This window comes from Sphaerobacter sp., from assembly GCF_019683595.1.
Taxonomy (GTDB): Bacteria; Chloroflexota; Chloroflexia; order Thermomicrobiales; family Thermomicrobiaceae; genus Sphaerobacter.
Genome location: NZ_JADGHZ010000073.1, coordinates 1 through 16041 on the forward strand (window position 1 = coordinate 1; position 16041 = coordinate 16041).

Sequence of the window (16041 nt, forward strand, 5' to 3'; positions counted from 1 at the left end):
GGGCGAGCACGCGCCGCACCTCGGCCTCGCTGACGCTGCCAACGATCACGGCCCGAGCGCCGACCTCGGCCAAGCGGCGCATGGCCGCAGCGCCGAGAGTCATCCCACCCAGCACCACCGCTCCGGCCAGGTCGGGCGTGATGGCGTCCGGGGTCAACTCCCGGTCGGGGCGGTCGATCGCCACCTTGAGCGGACCCCAGACTTCGCCGCCCACGGCGAACGTGCCGCGCAACCGGGCGCCGCCGGCGCGGATCAGTGCGCCGCGCCCTTCCAGCACCGTGTCAACCTGACCGTAGACCAGGGCTTGCAGCTCCCTGGCCGGAGCCTCCGGGGTCAGGGTTGCCGTCCCGGTCGCCTCGTCGACGGCCGTCAACGTCCCCGCGATCGGCGCTGCGGCGGTGATGACGCGCAACCCGCGCCGCGTCCGGGCCACGGCCTCGCCCGCCTGGAACGCGGAGCCAATCGGCTTGGTCAGGTAACGCGACACGGTGTTCGGCGCGACGCCCAGTTCCCGCGCCAGGTGGAGCGTCAAGGCCCGACCGGCCTCGCTGGACGCCGTCGCCAGTTTCGTCCCCGGCTCGACCAGGTCGTTCACGCGCGCCGAGACGTCAGCCGCGGTCCCGACCACGCGCTCAATGAGGAAGACCGCGTCCTCGACGATGACAGGCTCGAAGGTCGTCACCTGCAGCGCCATACGGCCCCTTCCTCCGTCTATTCCGCCGGCACACCCAGGTCGGCAAGCCAGGATTGCAGCCGCGCCACGCGCGCCTCACGGTCGTCCGGCAGGGTGAGTGGCCGGCCGCGAGCGTCGATGATGATGCCAAGCTCCGCCCCGAAGACCTGCTGCTCACCTTCCAGCCGGACCACTTCACCCGGCTCGCGCTTCCCGACGGCGAAGCCCGGTTCCGGTTCCAGGATCAACGTGGCGGACTCCCCCTCGGGCAGCGGCAGGCGGTGCAAGCTCCCGGCGGGGACGCTGAACCGGGTGGTCTCGCCGCCCTCGCGCCGGAGCTCGCCGCGCACCGCCAGCGCGCCCTCCGGGGCGCTCCCGGTGATTACGATGCAGGTCGCGAGCGGCGTGAGGAAGTCCTGTTCCAGAACTTCGCGGGCGTATGCCGGGTCACTGGCTGCGATGGCACCCGCCGGCGCCATCATCCCCTCCAGGTCCGCCGCCACGGACACCACCCCCGCGGCGGGCGTCGGCTGGATGCCGTCGAGCAGTGTCAGCACGGTCAGCATGAGGGATTCGCCCGGGGACGCCGGACCCGCCGCGATCAGATCCACGTCCGGCTGCTCGGACAAGCCGGCATCACGGACCAGGCGCGCCAGCAACTCCCGTTGCAGCGCCGCGGCCATCAGCCGATCGGCCTGGGATTCCATGACCGTGAACGGTCGAAGGGCACGGTTGAGGATCCACTGCGTGACGTCCTCGGTGGAGGTCCGTGCCGGGAGCCAGCGCAGCACGTCTTCGGGTGGGATCGCCAGCAGCGACCGTACCCCGCCGCTGAGGTCGCGCTCGGCGCGGTGCACCGCCGCGCCCCGTGTCCCCACCGCCGCATGGAGGATGGTGCCCTCGCTCATCGACACGGCCAGGACGTTCCGTCCCATGCGTCGGTTGAGAAACGCCGTGACCGACTGCATCGCGCGCGGGCGATCCACGAACCGGGCTGCCGCCAGCAGCTTCCCGGTGAATGCCTCACTGACCCGCCGCGCGTAGGCAGCACCCAGCTCCGATTCCAACGCGCTCGCGATCTCGCGCGTATCCACCGCGCTCGGGTCGGTCCCGCTGAGGTCGATGATGTTGCCGAGCGCAGTCGCCGCCTGCTGCTGATGCGCGTCGTCAGCAACGACGATTCCTGACTTCACAACCCCGTCGCGTGCCAGGTCGGCCACCGCATCGAGCACCACCGTCCAATCGTCCGGCGTGCCGCCCGCGCAAAGCAGCACGACGGTCTCCGGGCGGGCCTGCGCCAGCCATTCGCGCAGGGCCGTGGACGAAACGGTCCCGTCCCCTTCCGGCAAATCCTCACCGGAGTCGGCCAAAACGGTCGTCGTCCGCCGCACCGCAGACGCCAGTTCTCGGCGCAGGTCGGACTGGCCCACGGTGATCAGGGCAGCGCGCAGCGGCGGCACCGGCATCCCCGTCAGGAAGCAGGCGTCAATCCCGTCGCCGTTCGGGCGCTGCGGGGTGATCAACTGTTCGCCGTCCAACAGGGCGCGACCCGTTTGGGTCTCCAGATCACGGATGGCCCGGACGATCCCGGGAGCCGGGTCACCCAACGGCGGTACGGCCGTTGAACTGCTCACCCCCACCGCGACGAAGCGCGGCGCCCCCTCGACCATGTCGAAGAGCAGCGCCCGTGCAGCAGCTCCATCGACATCCACCACCAGCACCGCGTCGCGCGTCTGCGGGCCACTCTCCCCTGCCGGCGTCGGGTAGACGTCAACGCCGCCCCGGATCTCGCTCGAGCGCTCCACGTTGATCCCGGTCATTGCAGGCTGCCTCCCATGTAGAGCACCAGCAGAAGGACCAGGACGGCGATTGCCAGCAGCAGGATCAGGATGCGCACCCGACGCTTACGCCGCTCCGCATCGCTCCGGGGCCGCACCACATCGACCGGACCAGCGGGTGCCGGCTCTGCGGGGCTCACAGCCGCGGGCGCAACCGCCACCGGGGGTTGCATCTGGAGGGCGACATGTCCTGTCACCGTTTCGCTTTCGAGCGGAGCGAACTGCTGGCGCGCCGACGCCTCCGCTGCCGGATCGATCGTCCGTGGCCGCTCAAGCCAGGCACGACTGACGCGCGGCACCTCCGCAACCGCAGCCACCGGAGCCGGCGACGCGTCGCGCACTTGAGCGGCCGGAGCATCCGATTCCTCGTCGCCCAGCGCCCGCAGCCACTCCGGCAGGTCATCCTCACCGATCAGGGAGAATCCACCTGCCGCCCCGGCCGGCTCGCTGCTGGTCTCCGTGACCTGGACCGTCGGCGTCCCGGACGGGCCGAAGTCGGGGCGCGGCGTTTGGAGCCATTCCGGCATCTGCTCACCGTTGAGGGACTCAGCCGCGGGTTGGGCGGTGGCGACGGAGCCGCCGACCACATCGCGCAGCCAGGGTGGGAGCGTCGCCGGGTCGACCTCCAGATTGGAGTCGTCGACAAAGCTCGGCCCCGGCTCGTACCGGGCGGCATCCGGACCAATCAGCGAGGCCCCACACGACCGGCAGTAGCGGTCATGGACGGAGATCGGCGCGTCGCACGACGGGCAGCGCTCCGGGCCGGCTTCAGCCGTCAGCGGGGCACCACACACATCGCAGGTGTCGCCACCGGGATCATTGCTCGTGCCGCATTGTGCGCAATACACCTGGACCTCCCGTTAGCTTCGAAGCCGTCCGTCGCTCGCGCCGCTCGCCGGCGAGGGGGCCGGGTTGTCGAGGCGTCGAGCCTGTCCCTTCGCGATTCGAGTCTATCATTGCTCAGGAGATTGGCACGTTAGCCTAGAAGTCCTGAAACGGGAGATCGGGGGTATGTAGCACCGCGATTCGTCCGCCGAAGCGGGCCGACGCCAGCCCGGGGCTTTGCGCGTTTCGTGTGACTCGCTGTCACGAGTTCCGCGTTGGCGCTCCCGCCGGGATGCCCGGTCTAGCCGTCGCGCGCGACCAGGGGCTCCGCGGCGAGCTCGATGTCACCATCGGCACCCCACACGCCGCTGCGGAGCAAGCGAGCGAGCTCCTCGCCGGTCAACGGCCCGGAGAAGTAGTAGCCCTGCCCTCGGTCGCAGCCAAGCTCGCGGAGTTGGCGCGCCTGGGCCGCCGTCTCCACCCCTTCGGCGATGATGGTCAGACCCTGTGCCTTCGCGAAGGCAACCGCGCCGCGCACCAGAGCCGACTCGCGTGCCCCGTCGCCGAGCGCGGCCACGCAGGCACTGTCGATCTTCAACGCATCGACCGGCAGGTGGGTCAGGGGTGTCAGCGCCGCCGCGGTCGCACCGAAGTCGTCGATGGCGATGCGCACCCCGAGCGCACGCAGCGCCTGGAGGGTTCTCACCGCGTCCGGCTCCGCCAGCACGACGGCCTCGCTGACCTCCACACGGAGGTGGCGCGGGTCAAAGTCGGTCCGCGCCAGCACACGCCCGATCGCGGCCACGATTCCCGGCTCCCGCAGTTGCCGGGCGGAGAGATTCACCGCCAGCGTCAGCGGCAGCGTGCTCGGACGCTTGCGCTGCCAGGACCGGACCTGGCGGCACGCCTCCTCCAGCGCCCAGTAGCCGATCGGCAAGATCAGCCCCGTGTCCTCCGCCAGGTCGAGGAACTGGGAGGGAAGGAGCAGACCGCGCTGCGGGTGATCCCAGCGCAGCAGCGCTTCGACTTCCCCGATCCGTCCATCGCGCAGCACGACGAGGGGTTGGTAGTAGACCGTGAGCCGGCCGGACTCCAGCGCCCCACGAAGCTCCCGCCCGAGTTCCCCCTGCTCCAGTGCCGGACGCGCCAGTTGCTCGTCATAGAGGGCGTAACACGACTTGCCGGCGCGCTTCGCAGCGTAGAGCGCGCTGTCGGCCTTCCGCAGGACCGCGTCCGGCCGATCGCGGCCCGGCGTGCCCAGCGCGATGCCGATGCTCGCGCTGATCGGGATGGGCTGGTCTTCCAGCACGAGCGGCTCCCGCAGCCGGTCCAGGATCCGCTCGGCCGTCTGCACGGCGTCGCGCGGTTCCACGACATCGACGAGCACGATGGCGAACTCGTCGCCGCCGAGGCGTGCGATCACGTCGTGCTCGCGCAGGGCGCGACGCAACCGGTCGGCAAGCTCGACCAGCAGCCGATCTCCGGCGCCATGGCCCAGGCTGTCGTTGACCTCTTTGAACCCATCGAGGTCCACGAAGAGGACCGCCACCGCGTCGCTCCGGCGCTGCCCCGCCGCGAGCGATGCCTGGAGGCGATCCATGAAGAAGGCGCGATTCGGGAGGTTCGTGAGTGGGTCGTGATACGCCCGGTGCCGCCACTCCTCCTCAGCCCGTTTCCGCTCCGTGACATCGCGCGTGGTAAGCACGATCCCGCCGACACGGGTGTCGCGCAGCAGGTTGGTTGCGACCGTTTCTGCATGGAGCCACGAACCGCACGAGCACCGGAAGCGCCACTCGGCCGGACCCGAGCGCCCTAGTGTCGCCGCCGCCCGGTCGATGAACGCGGCGACCGCTCGCGCGTCATCCGGATGAACCAGCTCGACCAGCCGTCGCCCCACCAGATCGGCAGAACGAAAGCCGAGCAGCCGCTCCACGGCGGGCGTCAGGAACCGGATGCGAGAGTCCGGGCCGACGATCAGGAGCATGTCGGACGAGTGTTGCACCAACGCCCGGAAGGAGGCTTCCCGGCGACGCAGGTCGTCGGTCGACGCGAGCCGGTTGAGCGCCACAAGCGCGGGCTGGGCCAGGGCCTCGGCAGCGTAGCGCAACCCGTCCGGGACGTTCGGGCTTGAAGCGACGACGATCAGCCCGGCAAGGCGCCCGGCATTGACCAGCGGCACGACGACGGCGTGCTTGGCTGGCTCATCGATCCCGAACGCCAGCCGCTCGGCTTCCCCAAGGGCACACGCGACAGCCCGACCGCTCTGAAGGTCGGCCGCGTACGTCCATGGAAGCGACGGCGGATCCGCCGGGCCCAGGCGAAAACCCCTCCCCGGCTCGGCAGCCGCTTCGATCCAACGACCGCCCGCCACCAGCGCGACCGCCCGCACCACCACGGGAGCCGGGCCGGCGATGCTCTGGAGCGCCTCGACGACCGACTCCAACACCTGCTCGGGACTCGACATGCCCGCGAGCGTCTTTCCGGCACGCAGCAGGACTCGCTCGCCTGCCGCGGCACGCTCGTGCCGCTCCAGCGCCTCTGCCAGCAGGCGAGACACCACCGCCGACACGGCAAACCCCGGCGCCTGCAGCAGCCCAGCGAGCAGCTCTGGGCCTGCCGGCGAGCCCGACGCGGCGGCGACGACTCCCGCCACGTGCGCCACCAGGTACAGCACCACGCCGCCGGCGACCTGAAGCCATGACGCACCGAGCGAGCGAGAACACAGCCCAGCGTAGATCAGCACAAGCGCCAGCAGGCCCTGTGGCGACAGCCGCGCGCCGCCCGCAGCGGTGACCAACAGTACTGAGAAGGCTTCGAGGACGGTCCAGAGGGGTCGAGGCGGCGCGCCCCGGTATCGCCGCAGCCAGCGGTAGACGAAGCTGGCGGCTCCGAGCCCGGCGAACAATGGTGTGAGTCGCCCGCTCGCCGCGCCCGGGAAGAGCGCCGTCGTGAGCGTGAGTCCCAGCGCGAGAAGACCGATGCAGGCCAGCAGCACAAGCTGCACACGCCGGGACCACTCGCGCGGCCAGGCCACGCGGATGCGCCCCGGCGATGAACGGCGCCTTACGTCCCGTGCGCTTCCCAGACGTGCGCCCAGACGCCTTGGGCGGACCCAGCCTCCCTCGTCCAATCGCCACCCCCGTACCCAGTTTGGACTGGCAGCGACACCACGCCGGTGCGTGCCACGTGAGTGCGGCTCCGTGCGGAACATACACGGCACGGGGCGCCATTCCAGAGGGCCATCAGTCCAATCTCGGGAGGCCGATCGTTCCGAAGAGTAGGGCCGGCTGGATAGGAAGGCGGGACCAACGTACCGTGAGCGTCGTGGCCGGAATCAGCGAAGCTCGTCCGTATCGAGCCAGATCGTGACCGGGCCGTCGTTCACCAGCGAGACATGCATGTGGGCGCCGAACTCGCCGGTAGCGACGGTCAACCCCAGCTCTCGGAGTTGCTGGGCCAGACGATCGACGAGGGGGCTGGCGACCTCCGGCGCGGCAGCGCGGATGAAGCTGGGCCGCCGGCCCTTGCGGGTGTCGGCGTACAGGGTGAACTGCGAAACGACGAGCGCGCTCAGCCCCAGCTCCAGGGCCGAGCGGTTCATCTTACCTTCTTCGTCCTCGAAGATGCGCAGATTCGCCACCTTGTTGGCGAGGAAGGTGGCCTCGGCCTCGGTGTCCCCATCCGTAACGCCGACGAGGAGCAGCAGGCCCGGCCCGATCTCTCCGACGACCCGGTCGTCGACCCGCACCGCAGCCTCGCTGACCCGCTGGATCAGTACCCGCATGCCTCTCCCTCTCCGCAATCCCTGCCCCAGGCGCTACCGCTGCTGCAGCGTCGCGATCGCCAGGGCCGCGATCCCTTCCACGCGTCCGATAAAGCCGAGCCCTTCGTTGGTCGTCGCTTTGACGTTGACGCGCTCCGGCTCGATCCCGAGCGTGGCAGCGATCGTCGCGCGCATCGCCTCTCGATACGGCCCGATGCGCGGCGACTCGGCGACGACGGTGGCATCGACGTTGGCGATGAGCCACGCCTCGCCGAGCAACTCCACGACGCGGCGCAGTAGATCACGGCTGTCAGCGTCACGCCAGCGCGCCTCCGAAGGCGGGAAGTGCAGGCCGATATCGCCCAGCCCCGCCGCGCCGAGCAGCGCGTCCGCGATGGCGTGCAACAGTACGTCGGCGTCGGAGTGCCCAGCGAGCCCCCGCTCCGCCGGGATCTCGACGCCACCGAGCACCAGACGCCGGCCCTCGGCGAAGGGGTGCACGTCGTAGCCGATGCCGGTCCGGATCACCGCACCACCTCGTCGAGGCGGCGCCGCAGGATCGCCTCGGCAACGGTGAGGTCGGCCGGCGTCGTCAACTTCAGGTTTTCATGACTTCCGGGATAGACGTGAACCACCCGCCCGGACCGTTCGAGCAGGCCGGCTTCGTCGGTGAAGGCGTGCAGATCGGTACCCGCATCGGCGTAGGCGGCCAACAGCCAGTCGCGACGGAAGACCTGCGGCGTCTGGGCCGCCCGGAGGTCGTCGCGCGGCAGCGTCGTCAGGACTTGCCCGTCCGGTCCAACCTGCTTGATCGTGTCGGCAACGGGGACGGCCGCGACGACGGCTCCCCAGCGCGCGGCTGCCGCGATCCCGGCCTCGATCAGCTCCGGCGTGACCAGCGGCCGCGCCGCATCGTGGATCAGGACCAGGTCCACGTCGGGACTGAGGCGAGCGACCCCGGCGGCGACGGACTCCGCGCGCGTCGCGCCGCCCAGGCAGGCGGTCGCCGGTGGCAGTTCCGGCCGGGCGTCGATCTCTCCGCGGACGACCTCCAGGTTGTCCGTGTTGGCAACCACGACGATTTCGTCGATGCCGCGCGCGGCCGCAAAGGCATCCAGCACCCAGCCGATCACCGGGCGTCCCGCGAGGGGCCAGACCGTCTTGTCGAGTGCGGTGCCCATGCGCTGGCTGCGTCCCGCAGCTGCGATCACCGCTCCGCAGCGACTCACGAGGTGGTCTCCACCGGCTTGAGCTGGGCGAAGGCCATGCGCCCGGCTCCCGTCTGCAACGTCCGCGTCACCACGACCGTCACATCCTGTCCGATGTAGCTTTTGCCCTCCTCGACCACCACCATCGTGCCGTCTTCGAGGAAGCCGATCCCCTGGCCGTACTCCCGGCCCGGCTGGATGATCTTGATCGGGATCTCCTCCCCGGCCACGATCGCCGGCCGCAGGGCACGCGCAAGCTCGTGCAGGTTCAGCACCGTCACGCCGTGCAGGCCCGCGACCCGGTCCAGGTTCTGGTCACCGGTGAGGATGGTGAAGCCATAGGTCGCCGCCAGCTTGACCAGCTTGCTGTCAACGTCGGACTCCTCCGGAGCGTCCAGGTCGCTGATTTCGAGCCGCACTCGCTCGTCACGCCGCATACGCTCCAGGATGTCCAGCCCGCGCCGTCCCCGGACACGCCGGGACGGTTCGGAAGAATCGGCGACCAGTTGCAGCTCGCGCAGGACGAAGTGCGGGACGACCAGATCATCGCGGAAGAACCCCAGGTGGGCCAGCTCCGCCACCCGGCCGTCGATGATGGCACTGGTGTCGAGCAACATCCTGCCGCGCTCGATGGGCTCCCCTACCTTGTCGGTCTGATTGGAGCGCCGGCCCAGGATCCCCAGGATCTCGCGCTTCTTGGTGACGAACGCGACGACCGAAAGCGAGCAGATGAGGACGGCGGCCAGCGACGGCAACACCTGGCCCCACGGGCTCGGGAGCAACGAGATCGGCCAGGCCAGCAGCGACGAGATCAGGCCCCCGACGAGCAGCCCGAACCCCGCCGCGACCAGATCGATCGCCGGCAGGCCGCGAATTTCATGGCGCAGCCAACCGAAGAATCCAAGCGTGACATAGGGAGCAACCAGGAACAGGAGCGCGCCAAAGGCCGCGGCGAAGAGGATGGGCATCCCGTAGTAGTCGTCCAGCGGACCCTCCGGCCGGAGGATCGAGCCGACCTGCCACCCAATGGCAATCCCGACGAGCAGCCCCAAATACCGCAGAACGCGGCCAAGCGTCGAATTGGCGCGCTGCACGCGGCCGCGTCGGTCCGCCATGACGAGCACCCTCAATGCTAGAAATGCCCCGGCCGAGCGGCCAGGCGACTCCGGCCGGCGCTGTCCGCACCGAGACCGGACGGGAGGGAAGGCTCTGCCACGCAGGGAGCGGGTCGTGGCCGGCCTCGGAATAACGCTCCCAGGTGATACGTGCACCCCGGATGGGAGTGTAGCACCTGGCTATCGCGACGGTCAACGCGTGCGCCGCGCCGCCTGTCGCAGTCGCTCGACGGTCTCGAGCGGCACCGGGGCCGCCCCCAGTTCGCGCCCCTCCTGCTGGCCCGGGCCGTGATAGTCGCTCCCCCCGGTGGGGATCAGACCATAGCGGTCCGCCAGGTCGCGCAGCGCGTCGCGCTGCTCGTCGCTGTACACGGCGTAGTAGACCTCGATCCCATCCAGGCCGGCGGCGACGAGGTCGGCCAGCGTCTCCTCCACGTCGGTCACGGTGTAGGGGTGGGCAAGGACCGCCGCGCCGCCGGCCTGGTGGACGAGCGCCACCGCCTCACGCGGTGTCAGCCGGGGTCGCGGCACGTAGGCCGGCCGTCCGAACGCCAGGTAGCGCTCGAAGGCATCGTCCACCGAGTCCACGTACCCGGCGGCGACCATCACCCGCGCCACGTGGGCACGACCGATCGAGCCACCCGCGGCCAGCCGTTGCACCTCCCCGAGGTCGATCGGCATACCGAGCTCACCGAGGCGCTCCACGATCCGCGCGACGCGGCGCTCGCGTCCCTCGCGGAATTCCGTCAACCGTTCCTGGAGTACCGGGTCGCGGTGGTCGATGAAATACCCCAGCAGGTGCACCTCGCCGTGCTCGGTCTCGGTGCCCAGTTCGATCCCGGGGATGACCGTCACGCCGAGGCGCTGGCCCGCAGCGATCGCCTCATCGACGCCGTCGGTGGAATCGTGGTCGGTCACGGCGAGGAAACGGAGCCCCCGCTGGCCGGCCAGTGCGACCAGCTCAGCGGGGGATATGACACCGTCGGATGCGGTGGTATGTGTGTGAAGATCAACAATGGAGAGTGGCTCGCCCGTCGCTGCCATGTGGTGTCGGTACCCTCCGTTAGCGCCCATCACGTTGAATTCGGTCGCGCTCAGCCGATGGGCAGCACGGCGGGCGAGGCGCCACGCGGGCGCTCGGCCCTAGCGCGGCTCTACGATGAGCCGGATGGCGGTCCGGTTCTCCTCGTCGATGGTCACATCGATGAACGCCGGCAGGCAGACGGCCTCAATGCCGGTCTCGGCCAGGTAGTCCCGCGCGATGGCAACCGCCTTCACGGCCTGGTTGGTCGCGCCGGCCCCGATCGCCTGGACCTCGGCACGCCCCGACTCCCGCACGACGCCGGCGATCGCTCCGGCAACCGCGCTCGGCCGGGACCGGGCCGAAACCTTCAGGACGTCGCTGCGCCGCGTCTCAGTCGCCACCGCGGTCGAGTCACCCGTTTCCCCGTCCCAGGTGCTCGCCGACTCCGTGGACTCGTACGCATCTTCGTCCGGCGGAAAGCTCGCCTCGGGATCGATCTTGATATCGCGCAGATCGAGTTTGCTGAAGAACCGATCCATCCTGCTCCTCCATCAGAGCGACCGCGGTCGCTCTGCCCCAGTGTACCGTAGCTCAAACGAGGTGACGTCGTGCTGGTTCTGTCGCTCGCACCCCTCCCACGATTCTCCGTCGAACATCACCTGGCTGGGAAGACGGCCACCGCGGTCGAAGAGCGCGGCTCCCCGCATGCGATCGCTGGGCCGGCTGCATCGCCGTTGCCCGGCGGGTCGTGCCGCCTTCTCCCGGCCTGACGCAGGCACACATGGGCCCACCCCAGACGCTTCCCGGGGAAAGGCTTACCACAGCCTTTGAGAGCCCGTCAACCGGCCAGCGACCGGATGATCTCCTTGTGCGGCAGCCAGTTTCGCTTCTCAGAACGGAAAACGCCGGAAGCGGGCATGTTACGTGCCCGATCCCGGCGTTCGCTAGCTTCGGGATCACAATGCCCCGGTCAACGCGCGTACTCGACGGCGCGCGTCTCCCGAATGACCGTGACCTTGATCTGACCGGGGTACTCCAGGCTCTCCTGGATCTTCTTGACGATGTCGCGTGCCAGGCGCATCGCACCGAGGTCGTCGACCTTGTCCGGCTGAACCAGGATTCGGACCTCGCGCCCGGCCTGGATGGCGTAGGCCTTCTCGACCCCCTGGAAGGAGTTCGCCACCCCCTCCAGCGCCTCCAGACGCTTGATGTACGCCTCGACCATCTCGCGCCGCGCACCGGGGCGCGCGCCGCTGATGGCGTCCGCCGTGGCAACGATGAATGCCTCGACGGTCTGCGGCTCCTCCTCACCGTGGTGTGCGGCGATCGCGTGCACGATCTTGGCCGATCGACCCAGTCGCCGGGCGATATCGGCGCCGATCAGCGCGTGCGGCCCATCGACCTCATGGTCGACGGCCTTTCCGATGTCATGGAGCAAAGCCGCCGTCTTGCAAACGTTGACGTCGGCCCCCAGCTCGGCGGCCAACGCACCAGCGATTAGGGACACTTCAAGCGAGTGCTGCAGAACGTTTTGACCGTAGCTAGTGCGGTACTTCAGGCGACCCAGGAGCTTGATCAGATCGGGATGCAAGCCCTGCACGTTGGCCTCCAGGGCCACCCGCTCCCCCTCTTCCCGGATAATCTGCTCCACCTCCTGGCGCGTTTTGTTGACGACTTCTTCGATGCGCGCCGGGTGGATCCGTCCGTCCTGGATGAGTTTGGTCAGGGCCCGGCGAGCGATCTCACGCCGCACCGGGTCGAAGGATGAGAGCGTGACGGCCTCCGGCGTGTCGTCGACGATGAGATCGACGCCGGTGGCCTGTTCGAGCGCGCGGATGTTGCGACCCTCACGCCCGATGATGCGACCCTTCATGTCGTCGCTTGGAAGGGAGACAACGGAGACGGTGGTCTCGGCAACGTAGTCGGACGCGATGCGCTGGATTGCCGTGGCGAGGATGTTCTGCGCGCGCCGCTGGGCTTCCGCCCGGGCCTCGGCTTCCATCTCGCGAACCATCCGGTTCATCTGCTCGCGCATCTCGCGCTCGGTCTGCTCGAGGATCAAGCTGCGCGCTTCGTCCGTCGTCAGTTGCGCGACGCGCTCCAGCTCGGCTCGGCGCTCGGCTTCGATGTCTTGCAGCTTCTCACGCGCCTCTTCGAGCTCGCGCTCCCGCGCCTGTGCCCGGCGCTCACGCCGCTCCAGCCCTTCCAGTCGCCGGTCGAGTTGCTCTTCTTTCTGCTGGAGCCGGCGTTCGATACGCTCCAACTCCTTGCGGCGTTGGTTGTACTCCCGTTCCAGCTCATCCCTCAGCCGGATGGCTTCGTCCTTGGCCTCGAGGATCATCTCCCGGCGCTTGGCTTCTGCCTCGTCGAGTCGTCGCTGGATCTCCGCCTCAGCCTGCTGCACCTTCGCCATCGCGGTTGAGCGCAGGTAGAGGTGCGTCGCGACTGCGGCGACGATGCCAACGACGAGCGCCGCGAGGAGGACCAGGATTTCGGTCGGCATGCGGTACACTCCTCGTCCGTTGGACCGTTCGGTTGTTAAGGTTCCAAAAAGTTCTGCGCCACGAACGCGGCCCGCCTCTCGCATGCCGCGTCGCTGGGGATCTCTCACCCTGAGCGCAGATCCTCCCGAATCATAGATGCCGGCTTCCAGCGATGTCAAGGAAAATCGCGCCCCGACGCCCTGCGCACGATCCACGCACGTGCACAATTATTGCGCACAGGCTCGGTCAGCCGGCACGCCCCTTGCCGATTCCGTGACACCGTGGCACGCTTCCCGCGGCGATCAGCGGAAGCGAGGAAATCTGGCGATGCCCGAATCACCCCGAACCCAGCAGATCAAGGATCTCCTCCGCTCGCTCAACCGGGCCGGGGTACGCGATCGGGACGTGCTCCTGGCCATCGCGACCGTCCCGCGGGAGCGGTTCATCGCCCCGTCCCTCCGTCCCGTCGCCTGGACCGACCACGCCCTGCCGATCGGCGCCGGCCAGACTATCTCCCAGCCGCTGGTCGTGGCCCTGATGACGCAGGCGCTGCGCCTGACCGGCACCGAGCGCGTGCTCGAAATCGGCACCGGATCGGGCTACCAGACCGCTATCCTGTGCGAGTTGGCGCGGTGGGTCCTGAGCATCGAGCGCCACACGTCGCTGGCGATCCAGGCGAAGCGGCGGCTCGACGCGCTCGGCTACCGAAACGTCGCGATCATCGTCGCCGACGGGTCCGAGGGCTGGCCACCCGCCGCGCCGTACGATCGCATCCTGGTGACGGCGGCCGCACGAGAGATCCCCGCTGCGCTGCTGGAGCAACTCTCCCCAGACGACGGCGCGCGCCTGGTGATCCCGGTTGGCCCGACCGAGGAGCAGGAACTGCTGGTGATCGAACGCCACCAAGGGCGGCTCCAGCGCCGCAGCCTCGGCCCCGTCCGCTTTGTCCCGCTCGTGCCCGGCGCCCCCCGACCGGAGGAGGACGAGCAGACCTGGTAGCGTCCGCCCCCGGTATCGGCTACCATCTCCCCGCATGGCCAACCAGTGCAGGAAAGGGAGTGGGCATGGGCACGTCACCGGGCGCGCCGGAGCGCATCCTCGTCAACGGCCGCATCGTCTGCGTCGACCCGCAATTCCAGATCGTCGAGGCTGTCGCGATCCGTGGCGACCGCATCCTGGCGACGGGACCGACCGGTGAGATCCGCGCGCTTGCGGGCTCCGGCACGATCATCGAGGATTTGGGCGGTGCGGTCGTCCTGCCGGGGCTGATCGATGCGCACAACCACCTGCTGTCCACCGGACAGGTCCTGCAGCAGGTCACGCTCTACGACTGCCGCTCCATCTCCGAGATCCTGAACCGCGTCGCCGCCCGGGCACGCACGACCCCACCTGGATCCTGGATCATCGGGCGCGGCTGGGACGAGAGCCTGCTCGCCGAGGGCCGCCACCCCACCCGCTGGGAGCTCGACCGCGCGGCGCCGGACCACCCCGTCGTCCTCCACCGCGTCTGGAACAAGCTCGTCGCCAACAGCGCCGCGCTCGCCGCCGCGGGCATCACCCGTGAGACACCCGACCCGCCTCGCGACCAGCGTTACAGCGGCAGCTTCGAGCGCGACCCGGCCACCGGTGAACCCACCGGGCTCTTCCGCGACCGCGCCAAGTCACTTATCCTCGACGCCATCCCGGCACCCACCGCCGACGAGTTGGTGGCAGCGGTGGCCACAGCCTGCCGCGCCTACAACGCGGTCGGGCTGGTCGGCGTCGCCGAACCGGGCCTCGACGACGCCGGAATCGCCGCCTTCCGCACCCTACGCGCGCGGGGCGAGCTGACCATCCGCACGCTCATGCTCCTCGGCGCCTGGGGCTACGTCCCGGCTGAGCGCGAGGCGGAGCTGAAGCGCTGGATCGCCGACGTCCGCTCACGGCCCGACGAGGCCGACGATCTCCTGCGGATCGACGGTGTCAAGATCATGCTCGACGGCGGCATCGGCGACCGCACCGCCCGCATGGACATCCCCTACGTCGACGAGCCGGACAACGTGGGCCAATGGGTCGTCGACCCCGAGGAGTACCCTCATCTGGTTCGCTGGGTGCACGACCTCGGTTATTCCATCGACACCCACACCTGTGGCATCGCGGCGCAGGACCTGGCCGTGCGTGCCTATGCCGCCGCGCTCGAGGCCGCGCCTGGCCGGAGGGTCCACCACCGGGTGCACCACGCCTACTTCCCGAGCGACGACGCCATCGCGCTCATGGCCCGCCACCGCATCCCGGCCCTGGTCAGCAACCCGTTCCTCGTCCACCTGGGCGAGAGCTTCGTCGCCAGCGTCGGGCCGGAGCGCGCCGCCCGCGCCATGCCGATGGCCAGCTACCTGCGCGCAGGCGTCCCCCTCGCCGGGACGTCCGATTCCCCGATTGCCGACTTCAACCCCTTCGTCGGGATGTACGCCGCCGTCGCCCGGCGCACCGTGACCGGGCGCGACCTGGATCCGGCCGAGCGGATCAGCCGTGCCGACGCGCTGCGCAGCTATACAATTTGGGCAGCCGCCGCCACCGGCGACGCGGCGACCCGCGGGTCGATCGAACCCGGGAAGCTCGCGGATCTGATCGTCGTCGATCGTGATCCGCTGACCGTCTCGGACGAGGCACTGCGCGACACGCGGGTGCTGCGCACCATGGTCGGTGGTCGCTGGGTCTGGGAACGCACCGGCTGACTCGGTTCGGCACGCGCGTTGCCATCGGGATTGACGGAGCGAACACCGGCACTGTACAGGCAGGGAGGAACACAATGGAGCGAGTCCGGAAGCTGATGCCCTGGATCATGTTTGGCTTGGTGGTCGCGGCCGTCGTGCAGCAACTCCGACGCCCGGCCAGCGAGCGCACCTGGCAGGGGAACGTCGCCTTCGTACCCTACGACTTCCGGGTTCCCACGCTGGAGCGCATCAAGGCCGCCTGGTGGAATCCTGACGACGAGCGCATCATCACGCCCCGCGCCTTCGGTGTCGGCTGGGCCATCAACCTCTACCAGCTCCGCCGCCGCGCGCTCACCCTCATCGCCTGATCCCACACCACCCATCGCCGCAACTCCCCCTCTCCCCTCGTGGGAGAGGGG

13 protein-coding genes and 1 pseudogene are annotated in these 16041 nt (G+C 69.5%); 3 read left to right on the plus strand and 11 right to left on the minus strand.

Annotated elements, in window-relative coordinates; translation table 11 throughout:
• From IRZ30_RS09375 to rny, 11 genes and pseudogenes are all read right to left on the minus strand, one after another.
• Positions 1-694 (minus strand): annotated as a pseudogene (locus IRZ30_RS09375) (hypothetical protein); the annotation flags it as partial.
• A gap of 17 nt (positions 695-711) precedes the next feature.
• The gene (locus tag IRZ30_RS09380; RefSeq protein WP_294084725.1) at positions 712-2493 is read right to left on the minus strand and encodes a hypothetical protein; all 1782 of its coding nucleotides are present in this window, start codon (positions 2491-2493) and stop codon (positions 712-714) included.
• Positions 2490-3359 (minus strand): zinc ribbon domain-containing protein, encoded by an 870-nt coding sequence (locus tag IRZ30_RS09385; RefSeq protein ID WP_294084726.1) that lies wholly within the window; start codon positions 3357-3359, stop codon positions 2490-2492. The genes IRZ30_RS09380 and IRZ30_RS09385 overlap by 4 nt, the downstream gene beginning before the upstream one ends.
• A gap of 278 nt (positions 3360-3637) precedes the next feature.
• On the minus strand, positions 3638-6370 hold the full coding sequence (locus IRZ30_RS09390; protein WP_294084727.1) for an EAL domain-containing protein: 2733 nt from the start codon (positions 6368-6370) through the stop codon (positions 3638-3640).
• Positions 6371-6670: 300 nt separating this feature from the next.
• Positions 6671-7120, minus strand: a complete 450-nt coding sequence (gene dtd / locus IRZ30_RS09395; RefSeq protein ID WP_294084728.1) for a D-aminoacyl-tRNA deacylase — start codon at positions 7118-7120, stop codon at positions 6671-6673.
• Between the two features lie 33 nt (positions 7121-7153).
• Positions 7154-7624 (minus strand): 2-C-methyl-D-erythritol 2,4-cyclodiphosphate synthase, encoded by a 471-nt coding sequence (gene ispF / locus IRZ30_RS09400; protein WP_366945338.1) that lies wholly within the window; start codon positions 7622-7624, stop codon positions 7154-7156.
• Positions 7624-8280, minus strand: coding sequence for a 2-C-methyl-D-erythritol 4-phosphate cytidylyltransferase (gene ispD, locus IRZ30_RS09405; RefSeq protein WP_366945337.1), 657 nt, complete (start codon positions 8278-8280; stop codon positions 7624-7626). The genes ispF and ispD overlap by 1 nt, the downstream gene beginning before the upstream one ends.
• 44 nt (positions 8281-8324) lie before the next feature.
• Positions 8325-9422 (minus strand): PIN domain-containing protein, encoded by a 1098-nt coding sequence (locus IRZ30_RS09410; protein WP_294084731.1) that lies wholly within the window; start codon positions 9420-9422, stop codon positions 8325-8327.
• A 192-nt stretch (positions 9423-9614) separates the two neighbouring features.
• The gene (locus IRZ30_RS09415; protein ID WP_294084732.1) at positions 9615-10466 is read right to left on the minus strand and encodes a PHP domain-containing protein; all 852 of its coding nucleotides are present in this window, start codon (positions 10464-10466) and stop codon (positions 9615-9617) included.
• Positions 10467-10565: 99 nt separating this feature from the next.
• Positions 10566-10985: a stage V sporulation protein S gene (locus tag IRZ30_RS09420; RefSeq protein ID WP_294084733.1), complete on the minus strand. Its 420-nt coding sequence runs from the start codon at positions 10983-10985 to the stop codon at positions 10566-10568.
• 431 nt (positions 10986-11416) lie between these two features.
• Positions 11417-12949: a ribonuclease Y gene (gene rny, locus IRZ30_RS09425; protein ID WP_294084734.1), complete on the minus strand. Its 1533-nt coding sequence runs from the start codon at positions 12947-12949 to the stop codon at positions 11417-11419.
• 307 nt (positions 12950-13256) lie between these two features.
• Between rny and IRZ30_RS09430 the strand changes: the two genes are divergently transcribed.
• From IRZ30_RS09430 to IRZ30_RS09440, 3 genes are all read left to right on the plus strand, one after another.
• Positions 13257-13928: a protein-L-isoaspartate(D-aspartate) O-methyltransferase gene (locus IRZ30_RS09430; RefSeq protein WP_294084735.1), complete on the plus strand. Its 672-nt coding sequence runs from the start codon at positions 13257-13259 to the stop codon at positions 13926-13928.
• A 65-nt stretch (positions 13929-13993) separates the two neighbouring features.
• Positions 13994-15643, plus strand: coding sequence for an amidohydrolase (locus tag IRZ30_RS09435; RefSeq protein ID WP_294084736.1), 1650 nt, complete (start codon positions 13994-13996; stop codon positions 15641-15643).
• 74 nt (positions 15644-15717) lie between these two features.
• On the plus strand, positions 15718-15990 hold the full coding sequence (locus IRZ30_RS09440) for a DUF5808 domain-containing protein (RefSeq protein ID WP_294084737.1): 273 nt from the start codon (positions 15718-15720) through the stop codon (positions 15988-15990).
• Positions 15991-16041: the final 51 nt, after the last annotated feature.